The sequence below is a fragment of the Micromonospora trifolii genome (assembly GCF_050516465.1).
In the GTDB taxonomy this organism is placed as follows: domain Bacteria; phylum Actinomycetota; class Actinomycetes; order Mycobacteriales; family Micromonosporaceae; genus Micromonospora; species Micromonospora trifolii.
This window is the reverse complement of sequence record NZ_CP191526.1, coordinates 4,069,484-4,083,140: the sequence shown is the minus strand read 5'-3', so window position 1 is coordinate 4,083,140 and position 13,657 is coordinate 4,069,484. Positions and strand designations below refer to the sequence as shown.

Sequence of the window (13,657 nt, the reverse complement as noted above, 5' to 3'; positions counted from 1 at the left end):
GGGGACGAGGCCGGCCAGGCAGCGTCCGTAAGCGTGCTCGACGAGATTCTGGCTGGCGTGCGTGAAGACGTCGCCCGGCGCCAGGAGCAGGTTCCGCTGGAGCGGATCCGTGAACTGGCAGCGGCGGCGCCGCCGCCCATGGACGCGTACGCGGCCCTGCGCAAGCCCGGCGTGGCCGTGATCGCCGAGGTGAAGCGCTCGTCGCCGTCCAAGGGCCGGTTGGCCGAGATCGCCGATCCGGCCGACCTCGCGGTCGACTACGCGGCCGGTGGGGCGCGGGCGATCAGTGTGCTGACCGAGGGCCGCTGGTTCGGCGGTTCGCTGGACGACCTGGCGGCTGTCCGTGCCGCGGTCACCGTGCCGGTGCTGCGTAAGGACTTCGTGGTCTCCAGCTATCAGATCCACGAGGCCCGCGCGCACGGTGCCGACCTGGTTCTGCTGATCGTCGCCGCACTCGAGCAGAACGTCCTGATGGGCCTGCTGGAGCGGATCGAGTCGCTGGGCATGACCGCTCTGGTCGAGGTGCACGACGAGGAAGAGGCCGACCGCGCGCTGGAGGCCGGCGCGCAGGTGATCGGGGTAAACGCCCGTGACCTGCGTACCCTGGAGGTCGACCGGTCGGTGTTCGAGCGGATCGCGCCGGGCCTGCCCAGCAGCGTCGTCAAGATCGCCGAGTCCGGCGTTCGTGGCCCGCACGACCTGATCCGGTACGCCTCCGCGGGCGCCGACGCGGTCCTCGTGGGCGAGGGCCTGGTCACCCAGAAGAGCCCCCGCGAGGCGGTCGCCGAGTTGGTCAACGCCGGCAACCACCCGGCAACGCCCCGGCCGGTGCGCTGACCCCGCGCCGGTCTGACGTCCCACCGAGAGGATTTCCGATGAGCGCCGACGCGCTGGCCCCGGTGGCCGGCCCGCAGCCCGACTCCGCCGGCCACTTCGGCCGCTTCGGCGGTCGGTTCGTTCCCGAGGCCCTGGTGGCCGCGTTGGACGAGCTCGACGGGGCGTGGCGTACGGCGATGGCGGACGAGTCCTTCCGGGCCGAGTTCGGCGCGCTGCTGCGCGACTACGCCGGCACGCCGTCGCTGCTCTACGAGGCCCGGCGGTTCTCCGCGAAGGTCGGCGCGCGGGTGCTGCTCAAGCGCGAGGACCTAAACCACACGGGTGCGCACAAGGTGCGCAACGTGCTCGGCCAGGCGCTGCTCACCAAGCGGATGGGCAAGACCCGGGTGATCGCGGAGACCGGCGCCGGCCAGCATGGTGTCGCCACCGCGACCGCCGCCGCCCTGTTCGACCTGGAGTGCGTGGTCTACATGGGCCAGGTCGACACCGAGCGGCAGGCGCTCAACGTCGCCCGGATGCGGATGCTCGGGGCGACCGTCGTCCCGGTCACCAACGGTTCGCGCACCCTCAAGGACGCGATGAACGAGGCGATGCGCGACTGGGTGGCCAACGTCGACGAGACGCACTACCTGATCGGCACCGCCGCGGGCCCGCACCCGTTCCCGGCGATGGTGCGCGACTTCGTGCGGGGCATCGGTGACGAGGCCCGTCAGCAGTGCCTGGACCTCACCGGTGGGTTGCCGGACGCCGTCACCGCCTGCGTCGGCGGCGGCTCCAACGCGCTCGGCATCTTCCACGCGTTCGTGGGCGACGAGGCCGTGCGGCTGTACGGCTTCGAAGCCGGCGGCGACGGGGTGGCCACCGGCCGGCACGCGGCGAGCATCACCGGCGGGTCCGCCGGCGTGCTGCACGGCACCCGCACGTTCGTGCTTCAGGACGCCGACGGGCAGACCCTGGAGTCGCACTCGATCTCCGCCGGCCTGGACTATCCGGGCGTCGGGCCCGAGCACGCGTGGCTGCACGACACCGGCCGGGCGAACTACCTGCCGGTCACCGACGACGAGGCGATGGCCGCGTTCGAGCTGCTCTGCCGCACCGAGGGCATCATCCCGGCGATCGAGAGCGCACACGCGCTCGCCGGCACCGTCGCGCTGGCCCCGAAGCTCGCTGCGGAGCTGGGCCGGGAGCCCACCATCGTGGTCAACCTCTCCGGGCGGGGCGACAAGGACGTGCACACCGCCGGCGACTACTTCGGCATCCTCGACAAGGAGCGGTGAGATGAGCCGGATCGGGGTGGCCTTCGACAAGGCCCGCGCCGACGGACGGGCACTGCTGGTCGGCTGCATGCCGGCCGGCTTCCCCACCGTCGAGGGCAGCATCGCCGCGATGACCGCCATGGTCGAGGCCGGCGTCGACGTGATCGAGGTGGAGATCCCCTACTCCGACCCGGTGATGGACGGGCCGGTGATCCAGCGGGCCAGTGACATCGCGCTGGCCGGGGGCGTACGCACCGCGGACACGATGCGCATCATCGAGGCGGTGGCGGCCACCGGCGCCCCGGTGGTCACCATGACCTACTGGAACCCGGTCGAGCGGTACGGCGTGGACGTCTTCGCCCGCGACCTCGCCTCCGCCGGCGGCACCGGCCTGATCACCCCGGACCTCATCCCCGACGAGGCCGACGAGTGGCTGGCCGCCTCGGACGCGCACGGGCTGGACCGCACGTTCCTGGTCTCGCCGTCGTCCACCGACGCCCGGCTGGCGATGACTGTGCAGCACTGCCGCGGCTTCGTCTACGCGACCGCCGTTATGGGGGTGACCGGCGCTCGGGCGCGTACCTCCGACGCCGCCCCGACGCTGGTCTCCAGGGCCCGCGCGGTCACCGACCTGCCGATTGGTGTCGGCCTGGGGGTAGGCACCGGCGCGCAGGCCGGCACCGTCGCCGGCTACGCCGACGGGGTGATCGTGGGCAGCGCGCTGGTCCGGTGTGTGCTTGACGCGCCCACCGAGGCCGAAGGGCTTGCCGCCCTGCGCACGCTCAGCGCCGAACTCGCCGAAGGCGTCCGTAACCCCACCCGCTGAGCCCGGCCGCGCTGAGCCCGGCCTGACCGCGCAGCGCGCGGGGCATGTTTGTCTGTTGAGCGGTATACCTGTGGGTCATAAATATGACTCACAGGTATACCGCCTAATCGGATGTGGCCCGGCAGGCGAGGCTGTCCGCGACCACGCGGCGGACCTCAGGACGGTTGCGGCTTGTCAGGGATGCAGGGACGACGGGTCCGCGGCCTCGCCGCGTTGCTCCGGTGGCTGCCCCGCTCCCGGATGCCCGTCCTGGCTGGTCCCGGGCCGCTGCCCGTCCTGGCCGGTCCTCGGCCGCCGCGCGTCCTGGTCGGTTGCCGGCTGGCCGTCCTCGGCTGGGCGAGCCGCCGGCAGTGGCGCGGAGGCGACGGTGCCGGGCGCGTAGGGGACGTCGCGGAGCACGCCGGAGCGGCCGGCGGTCGAGTCCGTGACGGCGGCCCGGGTGAGCGGGGTGACCACCTCGGGCAGCGCGTCGGGGGAGTGCCAGGACAACCGGCAGCCCGGCGGTGGGTCGCTGGCGGGTCGGACCCCGGCCGCGCGGGCCCGGAACACGTGCACGAGGACGTCCGGCAGCGGCCCGGCGCGTCCGGCGGCGGCATCTCCCGCGGGGACGCTCAGGTGGTAGACCCCGACCAGGTCGATCAGCTCGATGTCCCAGCCGGTCTCCGCGCGAATGTCCCGTAGCGCCGCCCCTACCGGGCCCTCGGCCGGGCGCAGCCGTCCGCCGGGCAACGCGTAGCGGCGGGCACCCCGACCCTGCTGGCAGAGCAGCACCCGCCCGGTGTCGTCGGTGACGACCGCGGCGACCGCCCAGGTGAGCGCGCTCATGGACAAAGAGCCTACGGCGGTGCAAACCAGAAGTCACCGGGATGCGCCCTCCAGCGGCCCGGGGTGCCGCTGCGGGGGTGTGCAGCGGTAGCGTGTGCACCCGTGACCCTCGCCTCGCTCTCCCCCCAGGCGGCCCTGCCCAGCCCCAGCACCGCGGTCTGGCAGCTCGGGCCGGTGCCGATCCGGGCCTACGCGCTCTGCATCATCGCCGGCATCGTGCTGGCCTGCTGGGTGACGGAGCGCCGGCTGCGGCAGCGCGGCGTCGCGCCCGGCGCGGTGCTCGACATCGCCGTCTGGGCGGTGCCCGCCGGCATCATCGGCGCCCGGATCTACCACGTGGTCACCTCACCGGAGAAGTACTTCGGCGCCGGTGGGGACCCGATGAAGGCGTTCGCCATCTGGGAGGGCGGTCTCGGCATCTGGGGCGCGGTCGCCGGTGGCGCGGTCGGCGCCTGGATCGCGGCCCGACAGCTCGGCATTCCGTTCGGTGTGGTGGCCGACGCGCTGGCCCCCGGGCTGCCGCTGGCCCAGGCCGTCGGCCGGATCGGCAACTGGTTCAACAACGAGCTCTTCGGTGGCCGGACGACCCTGCCGTGGGGTCTGGAGATCCACCGGATGGACCCGGACAACCCCGGCCACGCGCTGCGTGACGACGCCGGGCAGCCGATCCTCGAACCGGGTCTCTACCAGCCGACCTTCCTCTACGAGGCGCTGTGGAACCTCGGCGTCGTGGCTCTGGTCCTCATCCTCGACCGCCGGCTCAAGCTGGGCCGGGGCCGGGCGTTCGCGCTCTACGTGATGGGTTACACCGTCGGCCGGTTCTGGATCGAGCTGATGCGCACCGACGAGGCCAACCAGATCCTCGGCGTCCGGCTCAACGTCTGGACCGCCGCCCTGGTCTTCCTCGGCGCCCTGATCTACTTCGTACGCGTGCGTGGCCCCCGGGACTACCTGATCCCGCTCGGCCCGGCGGCGACGACGACTCCGCCCCCCACGTCCGACCTGTCCCAGGTCGACCTCTCCGAGCGGGAGACCCCCACGCGGGCCGCCGCGCCGGAGGGCTACCGGGTGGTGAGCGAGGAGCAGTACGCCGCCTGGCAGGACACCGGCGTCGTACCGCCGGCAAACGACGACGACTCCCGGCCGGATGACGGCGAGCCGTCCGACGACACGGCAGCCGCCGACCTCGCGTCGAGCGACGACGAGCCGGCGGACGATCCGTCCGCCGTTCGCACCGACCGGGCCGACGCCACGGGCGTGCGTCCCGCCGACCGGGACAGCTGAGCGGCACCGATGCGTAGCGCGGTGGTGGTCGGCGCAGGGGTCGGTGGCCTCGCGGTGGCCGGCGCGCTGGCCCGTTCCGGCTGGCAGGTCACCCTGTTGGAACGCGCCGAACGGGTCCGCCCCGAGCCGACCGCCGTGGTGCTCTGGCCCAACGGCGTCCGCGCGCTCCAGGCCCTCGGCCTCGGCGCCGGCCTGGCCGCCATCGCCACCCCGTTGCCCGACGGCGGGGTCCGTCGCCCGGACGGGCACTGGCTCGTGCAGCCCCGGCCCATTCCGGCCGACCGGATGCCGGTGGTGGTGCACCGGGAGGATCTGCACGACGCGCTGATCGCCGGCCTCGGCGAGCGGGTCGAGTTGCGGACCGGGGTGACCGTGCGCCACGTCCGTGTCGAGCCGGGCGAGCGGCCGGGAGTCAGCGACGGACGGCACACCATCGAGGCCGATCTGGTGGTGGCCGCCGACGGCACGGACAGCGGCATCCGCCGCCAACTCGCGCCCGAGTCCCGGGTGGTCAGCTCCGGGTGCGCCGCCTGGCGGGCCGTCATCCCCTGGTACCAGGCACCTCGACTCCCTGACGATCAGCCGCTGGCCGGTGAGATTCTCGGCGCGGGTTACCGGTTCGTGGCCGCGTCGCTGGGCGAGCGCGGCTCCTCGGGCGGGTCCAGCCGGGGCGGCATCTACTGGGTGGCCACGGCCGCCGGCGCGCCCCGCCCGGAACCACCGGAGACCCAGCTCGCCCTGCTGCGCCGCTGGTACGCGGGCTGGCCCGAGCCGGTCGGCGCGCTGCTCGACGCCACCGAGCCGGCCGACCTGGTCCAACAGGAGGTTCGCGAGCTGCGCCCGCTGCCCCGGGCGTACGGCTTTCCGGTCGGGCCCGGTGGGGTGGTGCTGCTCGGCGACGCGGCGCACGCCATGCCGCCGCACCTCGGGCAGGGCGCCTGCCTCGCGTTCGAGGACGCCGCCACACTCGCGTCGCTGCTGCGGGAGGCCCGGCTGCCCGACGCCGTCCAGGCGTACGACAGGGTGCGCCGCCCCCGGGCCGCGACAGTGGTCCGGCAGACCCGGCGGATGTCGGCGGTGCTCCAGACCCGGGGCCGATTGGCGCTGCGCGCCCGGGACGCCGCACTGGGCACGATCAACTCCCGACTGATCTCCAGCGCCGTCGCCTCCGCTGCCCAGTGGCGCCCACCGACCTGACCTCGGTCGTGGGGCAGGTCAGCGGGGCGGGACGGGTCAGGGAATGAGGGCGGCGGGTTCGGCGATGCAGGCGGTGCCGATTCGGCGGAAGCCGACCCGTAGGTAGACCCGCGCGATCTCCTCGCTGCCGGCGGAGAGGAAGACCAGCTCGGTGCCGGCCGCCAGCAGTTCCCGGGCCAGGGTGGCGGTGAGTGCGGCGCCCAGCCCGCGTCGTCGGGCGGACGGCAGGGTGGCCACCCCGGCGATCTCCGCGACGTCGTCCACCCGCATCGCCATGCCGCTGGCCAGCGCGCCCTCGGTCGGCGTGCCGGCCAGCGCGGAGATCCGTCGGCCGTCGGCGATCCGGGCGCGCTCCTCGTCGAGCGCGGCCAGTTCGAGTTCGGTGACGGCGGCGTCGCGTTCGGCCGGGCCGGCCTCACCGGGCGCGGTGCCGGCGGCGGCGAACGACACCGCTGCCACTGCACGCCGGGCGGCGACATCGGCGGCGAAGCCGGGGGAGTCCGCTGCCAGCACCCGCACGGCCGCGTCGGAGAGCGTCGCCGGGTCGGGCAGCGCGCTCGGGTCGAGCACCATCAGCGGCGCCTCCAGCACGCTGAGCCCCGCGGAGCGGGCCACCGCCAGAAGCTCCGGGGTCGTCTCGTGCACCCACTCGAAGGCCTCCGGCAGGCCCAGCTTCCGCTGGCGCTCGCGGACCGAGACCACGTCGGCCAGCGACGGAGGCTCGGTGGCGTCGATCCGGGGGCGGGCGTAGAACGGCCAGCCGGCGCCTTCGCGGACGAACAGCACCAGGGCGCCATACTCCTCCGCACCGGCGACGTCGCGGGGCACCGCGTCGTAGAAACGTTCCAACCGGTCGAAGACATGCTTGTGTAGCGGATCCACCGCGCGAGACTACACGTCCCAGCCAGTGGACGGTGTGATCAATCTCGGGTGGCCGTGCGACCCCGGCCCTAACGTAGACTCAATAGACCCACGGGCCGACGTCGTCCCCACCATGATCCAACCTGAGTGACGACAGGAGGCCCGGTGGCTCAGCCGTACGCGGACACAGAACAGCCGCACCCGCACAGCCCGCAGGCGTCCCCGACGCCCCACCCCCGTCCGTCCGCCCAGGGCCTCTACGACCCAGCGCAGGAGCACGATGCCTGCGGCGTGGCCTTCGTGGCGGACCTGCACGGCCGGCGTTCACACTCGGTCGTCGCCAACGGGCTCGGCGCGCTCTGTCGGCTGGACCACCGGGGCGCCCGTGGCGCGGAGCCGAACACCGGCGACGGCGCCGGCATCATGATCCAGGTGCCCGACGCGTTCCTGCGCGCGGTGGCCGACGTCGCGCTTCCCCCGGCGGGCGAGTACGCCACGGGGCTGGTCTTCCTTCCCGACGACGATGCCGCCGAGGCGCGTGCCCGTCGGGTGGTCGAAAAGTACGCCCTGGTCGAGGGTGCCGACCTGCTCGGCTGGCGGGACGTGCCGATCGACCCGAGTGACCTGGGCGAGACCGCCCTGGCGGCGATGCCCCGGGTCCGGCAGCTCTTCCTGGCCGCGCACCGCCTCACCGACGCACCCGACGGCCCGGCCGGCTCCCCGCTGCGCGGTATCGAGCTGGATCGGGTGGCGTTCTGCCTGCGCAAGCAGGCCGAGCGGGAGACCGCCGAGCGCGGCGTCCCGGCGTACTTCCCGTCGCTGTCCAGCCGCACCATGGTCTACAAGGGCATGCTCACGCCCGACCAGCTGCCGGCGTTCTACCCGGACCTGCGCGACGAGCGGGTGGACAGCGCCATCGCGTTGGTGCACTCCCGCTTCTCCACCAACACCTTCCCGTCCTGGCCGCTGGCGCACCCGTACAGGTTCATCGCCCACAACGGCGAGATCAACACGATCCGGGGCAACCGCAACTGGATGCAGGCCCGCGAGGCGCTCCTGCGCTCGCCGAACGTGCCGGGCAACATCCGGCGGGTCTTCCCGGTCTGCACCCCCGCCGCCTCCGACTCGGCGAACTTCGACGAGGTCCTGGAGCTGCTGCACCTGGCCGGGCGGAGCCTGCCGCACGCGGTGCTCATGATGATCCCCGAGGCCTGGGAGAACGACCCGGGGATGGACCCGGCCAAGCGGGCCTTCTACCGCTTCCACGCCAGCCTCATGGAGCCGTGGGACGGCCCGGCGTCAGTGGCCTTCACCGACGGCGAGATCGTCGGCGCGGTCCTGGACCGCAACGGGCTGCGCCCGGGGCGCTGGTGGCAGACCGACGACGGGCTCGTGGTGCTCGGTTCCGAGGCGGGCGTGCTCGACCTCGACCCGGCCCACGTGGTCGCCAAGGGGCGTCTCCAGCCGGGCCGGATGTTCCTGGTCGACACCGTGGCCGGGCGGATCGTGCACGACGAGGAGATCAAGTCCGAGTTGGCCGCCGCCCAGCCGTACGGCGAGTGGCTGCACGCCGGGTTGATCGAGCTGGGCGACCTGCCGGCCCGCGAGCACACCGTCTACACGCACGACTCGGTGCGCCGCCGGCAGCAGACCTTCGGCTACACCGAGGAGGAGCTGAAGATCCTGCTCGGGCCGATGGCCCGCACCGGTGCCGAGCCGCTCGGCTCGATGGGTACGGACACTCCGATCTCGCCGCTGTCCACCCGGCCGCGGCTGCTCTACGACTACTTCCACCAGCTCTTCGCCCAGGTCACCAACCCGCCGCTGGACGCCATCCGCGAGGAGTTGGTAACCAGCCTGGCGTCGACCATCGGGCCGGAGGGCAACCTGCTCGACCCGGGCGCCGCGAGCTGCCGGCAGATCGTGCTCCCGCACCCGATCATCGACAACGACGAGTTGGCGAAGATCCTCTCCATCGACGAGGACGGCGACCTGCCCGGCTTCAAGGCGGTCCGGGTCTCCGGGCTGTACCGGATCCGGGAGGGCGCCGCCGGGATCAAGGCACGACTGACCGAGATCTGCCGGCACGTCTCCGAGGCGATCGAGGACGGCGTGCGCATCCTGGTGCTCTCCGACCGGGACTCCAACGCCGACCTGGCGCCGATCCCGTCGCTGCTTCTCACCGCCGCCGTGCACCAGCACCTGGTTCGCGAGCAGACCCGTACGCGGGCGGCGCTGATCGTCGAGTCCGGGGACTGCCGGGAGGTGCACCACGCGGCGGTGCTGATCGGCTACGGCGCGGCGGCGGTCAACCCGTACCTGGCGTTCGAGTCGGTCGAGGACATGATCCACACTGGCGCGCTGGCCGGTGTGGAACCCGCCGCGGCAGTACGCAACTACGCGAAGGCGCTCGGCAAGGGCGTCCTGAAGATCATGTCCAAGATGGGCATCTCGACGGTCTCCTCGTACTGCGGGGCGCAGGTCTTCGAGGCGGTCGGCCTGGACAGCCGGCTGGTCGAGCGCTACTTCCGGGGCACCCCCAGCCGCATCGGCGGGGTGAATCTCGCGGGCGTGCACACCGAGGTGGCCGCCCGGCACGCGCTGGCCTGGCCGCCGGCCGGCACCGCCACCTCCGACCGGTTGGAGGTCGGCGGCGAGTACCAGTGGCGCCGCGAGGGTGAGCTGCACCTGTTCAACCCGGAGACGGTGTTCCTGCTGCAACACGCCACCCGCAGCCGGCAGTACGACGTCTTCCGGCAGTACACGGCCAAGGTCGACGCGCTCGCCGCGCAGGCCGGCTCGCTGCGCGGGCTGTTCACCCTGCGCACCGGGGTCCGTCCGGCGGTGCCGATCGAGGAGGTCGAGCCGGCCACCGAGATCGTCAAGCGGTTCGCCACCGGCGCCATGTCGTACGGGTCGATCTCGGCGGAGGCGCACGAGACGCTCGCCATCGCCATGAACCGGCTCGGCGGCAAGTCCAACACCGGTGAGGGCGGCGAGGACGTCGAGCGGCTGCACGACCCGGCCCGGCGTTCGGCGGTCAAGCAGATCGCCAGCGGCCGTTTCGGTGTGACCAGTGAATACCTGGTCAACGCCGACGACCTCCAGATCAAGATGGCCCAGGGCGCCAAGCCGGGCGAGGGCGGTCAGCTGCCCGGCAACAAGGTCTGGCCGTGGATCGCCCGGACCCGGCACGCCACCCCCGGCGTGGGGCTGATCTCCCCGCCGCCGCACCACGACATCTACTCCATCGAGGACCTCGCCCAGTTGGTGCACGACCTGAAGTGCGTCAACCCGGCGGCCCGCGTGCACGTCAAGCTGGTCAGCGAGGTCGGCGTCGGCACCGTCGCCGCCGGGGTGGCGAAGCTCAAGGCGGACGTCATCCTGATCTCCGGCCACGACGGCGGTACGGGCGCCTCCCCGATGAACTCGCTCAAGCACGCCGGCACCCCGTGGGAGCTGGGGCTGGCCGAGGCGCAGCAGACGCTGTTGCTCAACAAGCTGCGCGACCGGGTCACCGTGCAGGTCGACGGCCAGCTCAAGACCGGCCGGGACGTGCTGGTCGCGGCGCTGCTCGGCGCGGAGGAGTTCGGCTTCGCGACCGCGCCGCTGATCGTCGAGGGCTGCGTGATGATGCGGGTCTGCCACCTGGACACCTGCCCGGTCGGCATCGCCACCCAGAACCCGGTGCTGCGGGAGCGCTTCACCGGCAAGCCGGAGTTCGTGGAGAACTTCTTCCTCTTCCTCGCCGAGGAGGTCCGGGGGTACCTGGCCGAGTTGGGTTTCCGGTCGATCGAGGAAGCGATCGGGCAGTCCGAGCTGCTCGACGTGGTCCCGGCGCTGACGCACTGGAAGGCGCACGGGTTGGACCTGGCGCCCGTCCTGCACCTGCCGGAGCTGCCCGCCGGTGCGGCCCGACGCGGGGTTCGCGCGCAGGATCACGGCCTGGAGCAGGCGCTCGACAACGAGCTGATCGCGCTGGCCCGTCCGGCTCTGACGGACGGGGCGCCGGTGCGCGTCGAGGTGGCGGTGCGCAACGAGCACCGCAGCGTCGGCGCGATGCTCGGCGGTGAGGTGACCCGTCGCTTCGGCGGCGCCGGCCTTCCCGAGGACACCATCGAGTTCGTGCTGCACGGCACGGCTGGACAGTCGTTCGGCGCGTTCCTGCCGCGCGGGGTGACCCTGCGCCTGCACGGCGACGCCAACGACTACGTGGGCAAGGGCCTCTCCGGGGGTCGGCTCATCGTCCGTCCGGACGCCGCCGCGCCGTTCCTCGACCCGGACGCCGAGCCGGGGCAGCGGGCCGAGGATCAGATCATCGCCGGCAACACCATCCTGTACGGGGCCACGGCGGGCGAGGTCTTCCTGCGCGGCCGGGTGGGGGAGCGGTTCGCGGTCCGTAACTCCGGCGCGATCGCCGTGGTCGAGGGCGTCGGTGACCACGGCTGCGAGTACATGACCGGCGGCACTGTGGTGGTGCTCGGCGCGACCGGCCGGAACTTCGCGGCCGGCATGTCCGGCGGCACGGCGTACGTGCACCACCTGGACCGGTCCCGGGTCAACGCGGAGCTGGTCGACCTGTTGCCGCTGGGCGAGCAGGAGCAGTCGCTGCTGCACGAGCTGGTCCAACGGCACGTGGCCGAGACCGGGTCGGCGGTCGCCGAGGAGCTGCTCAAGCGGTGGCCGGAGGCGGTGGCCGAGTTCACCGCTGTGGTACCCCGCGACTACCGCCGGGTGCTGGAGATCATGCGGGCCGCCGAAGCAGCCGGCCGCGACGTCGACGACGCGGTGATGGGCGCGCTGAGCGCGCCCGCCGCGCCGGTGCCGCCCGCCCCGCGGGTGGCTGCCCAGGAGGTGGCACGTGCCTGACCCGAACGGTTTCCTGCGCTACGACCGGCGGCTGCCGGCCCGCCGCCCGGTGCCGGTGCGGATCAGCGACTGGCGGGAGGTGTACCCGCCCGCCGGCGAGGAACTGGTCCGTGAGCAGGCCACCCGATGCATGGACTGCGGCATCCCGTTCTGTCACGACGGCTGCCCGCTGGGCAATCGCATCCCGGACTGGAACGACCTGGTGCGTACCGGCAACTGGGACGCCGCGGTGGAGTCGCTGCACGCCACCAACAACTTCCCGGAGTTCACCGGCCGGCTCTGCCCGGCGCCCTGCGAGGCGGCCTGCGTGCTCGGCATCTCCGGCGGTCAACCGGTGACCATCAAGCAGGTCGAGGTGGAGATCGCCGACTTCGCCGCGGCGCGCGGGTTCGCTCCTCGCCCGGTGCCGGCGCCGTCGGGCCGGTCGGTCGCCGTCGTCGGCTCCGGGCCCGCCGGCCTCGCCGCCGCCCAGCAGCTGGCCCGCGCCGGTCACGCGGTGACGGTGTACGAACGCGACGACGCGATCGGTGGCCTGCTCCGGTACGGCATCCCCGACTTCAAGTTGGAGAAGCGGCACATCGATGCCCGGTTGGCCCAGCTCACCGCCGAGGGGGTGCGCTTCCGCACCGGCGTGAACGTCGGGGTGGACGTCACCGCCGAGCAGTTGCGCGCCGAGCACGACGCGGTGCTGCTGGCCTGTGGGGCGTTGCAGGGCCGGGACACCCCGGAGACCCCGGGGCGGGCGCTTCGGGGCGTACACCAGGCGATGGCGCACCTGGTCGCGGCGAATCGCGCGGTCGCCACCGCGGCCATCGACCAGGCCGGCGTGGTGGCCACCGGTGATCGTCGGTTGGCGCGGGCGGTGATGCCGGACGGCACCCCGATCGACGCGGCCGGCAAGCACGTGGTGATCATCGGTGGCGGTGACACGGCGGCCGACTGTCTCGGCGTCGCGCACCGCCAGGGCGCCGCGGGCGTGCACCAGCTCGACCTCTACCCGCAGCCGCCGCAGGAGCGCGACGAGGCACGGGACCCGTGGCCGACCTGGCCGTGGGTGCTGCGCAGCTACCCGGCGCACGAGGAGGGTGGCGAGCGGGTCTTCGCCGTTGCGGTGCAGGAGTTCGTGGACGACGGCACCGGTCAGGTGCGGGCGGTGCGGGTCGCCGAGGTGACAGTGGAGAAGCGCGACGGCCGGCGGGTCGTCACAGTGGTGCCGGGCTCCGAGCGGGAGTTGCCGGCCGATCTGGTGCTGCTGGCGATCGGCTTCGAGGGCACCGAGCAGCAGCCGCTGCTGGCCCAGTTCGGCGTGGCCCGCAACCCTCGGGGCGCCATCGACGCCCGCGACGACTGGCAGACCGACGCCGACGGGGTGTTCGTGGCCGGTGACATGCACCGGGGCGCCTCGTTGATCGTCTGGGCCATCGCCGAGGGGCGGGCGGTCGCCGCCGCCATCCACGGCTATCTGGGCGGTGTTGGTGCGTTGCCGGCCCCGGTGGGCCCGGCCGCGCAGGCTCTCGCCGCTCCCTGAGGTGCGGGCGTCCGGTCGGTGCGGCAGGTCCGCTGTCGCACCGGCCGGACATTCCCGCTGGTGAAGCCGCTCACAAATGTGGGCAAAGAGGTTTAAGCCGGCAAGACTTGCCGGCTGCCGAACCGCGCCGCGATCGGTGTGAATGATCATGCTGCCGATCGCTGGAGGTTCGTC

Annotated in this window: 9 protein-coding genes; 7 read left to right on the top strand and 2 right to left on the bottom strand. The window is 73.1% G+C overall.

What is annotated here, in order from left to right:
* Window positions 1-33 precede the first annotated feature (33 nt).
* Genes trpC through trpA form a run of 3 tightly spaced genes read left to right on the top strand, consistent with a single transcriptional unit; the run spans window position 34 to window position 2,919 of the window.
* Window positions 34-837: an indole-3-glycerol phosphate synthase TrpC gene (gene trpC / locus ACQRWP_RS18820; protein WP_030334428.1), complete on the top strand. Its 804-nt coding sequence runs from the start codon at window positions 34-36 to the stop codon at window positions 835-837.
* Window positions 838-875: 38 nt separating this feature from the next.
* A complete protein-coding gene (gene trpB / locus ACQRWP_RS18815; RefSeq protein ID WP_238667348.1) occupies window positions 876-2,114 on the top strand; it encodes a tryptophan synthase subunit beta in 1,239 nt (412 codons plus the stop codon).
* Between the two features lies 1 nt (window position 2,115).
* Entirely contained in the window at window positions 2,116-2,919 is an 804-nt protein-coding gene (gene trpA, locus ACQRWP_RS18810) for a tryptophan synthase subunit alpha (RefSeq protein WP_238680182.1), read from the top strand.
* A 174-nt stretch (window positions 2,920-3,093) separates the two neighbouring features.
* On the opposite strand, the gene ACQRWP_RS18805 is transcribed toward trpA, so the two are convergent.
* Complete coding sequence (locus ACQRWP_RS18805) at window positions 3,094-3,744, bottom strand: NUDIX hydrolase (protein ID WP_430496508.1); 651 nt, start codon at window positions 3,742-3,744, stop codon at window positions 3,094-3,096.
* A 102-nt stretch (window positions 3,745-3,846) separates the two neighbouring features.
* Between ACQRWP_RS18805 and lgt the strand changes: the two genes are divergently transcribed.
* Together lgt and ACQRWP_RS18795 are read left to right on the top strand one after the other, a co-directional pair.
* Window positions 3,847-5,028, top strand: a complete 1,182-nt coding sequence (gene lgt, locus ACQRWP_RS18800) for a prolipoprotein diacylglyceryl transferase (RefSeq protein ID WP_430496506.1) — start codon at window positions 3,847-3,849, stop codon at window positions 5,026-5,028.
* 9 nt (window positions 5,029-5,037) lie between these two features.
* On the top strand, window positions 5,038-6,225 hold the full coding sequence (locus ACQRWP_RS18795) for an FAD-dependent oxidoreductase (protein ID WP_430496505.1): 1,188 nt from the start codon (window positions 5,038-5,040) through the stop codon (window positions 6,223-6,225).
* Between the two features lie 36 nt (window positions 6,226-6,261).
* Here the strand turns inward: ACQRWP_RS18795 and ACQRWP_RS18790 are convergent, their stop codons facing one another.
* Window positions 6,262-7,107 carry a GNAT family N-acetyltransferase gene (locus ACQRWP_RS18790; protein WP_430496503.1) on the bottom strand — a complete coding sequence of 282 codons (846 nt, stop codon included), beginning with the start codon at window positions 7,105-7,107 and terminating at the stop codon, window positions 6,262-6,264.
* A gap of 144 nt (window positions 7,108-7,251) precedes the next feature.
* Here ACQRWP_RS18790 and gltB point away from each other — a divergent pair, with 144 nt between their 5' ends.
* Window positions 7,252-11,955: a glutamate synthase large subunit gene (gene gltB, locus ACQRWP_RS18785; protein ID WP_430496501.1), complete on the top strand. Its 4,704-nt coding sequence runs from the start codon at window positions 7,252-7,254 to the stop codon at window positions 11,953-11,955.
* Window positions 11,948-13,483, top strand: a complete 1,536-nt coding sequence (locus ACQRWP_RS18780; protein ID WP_430496499.1) for a glutamate synthase subunit beta — start codon at window positions 11,948-11,950, stop codon at window positions 13,481-13,483. Before gltB ends, ACQRWP_RS18780 begins: the two co-directional genes overlap by 8 nt.
* Window positions 13,484-13,657 lie beyond the last annotated feature (174 nt).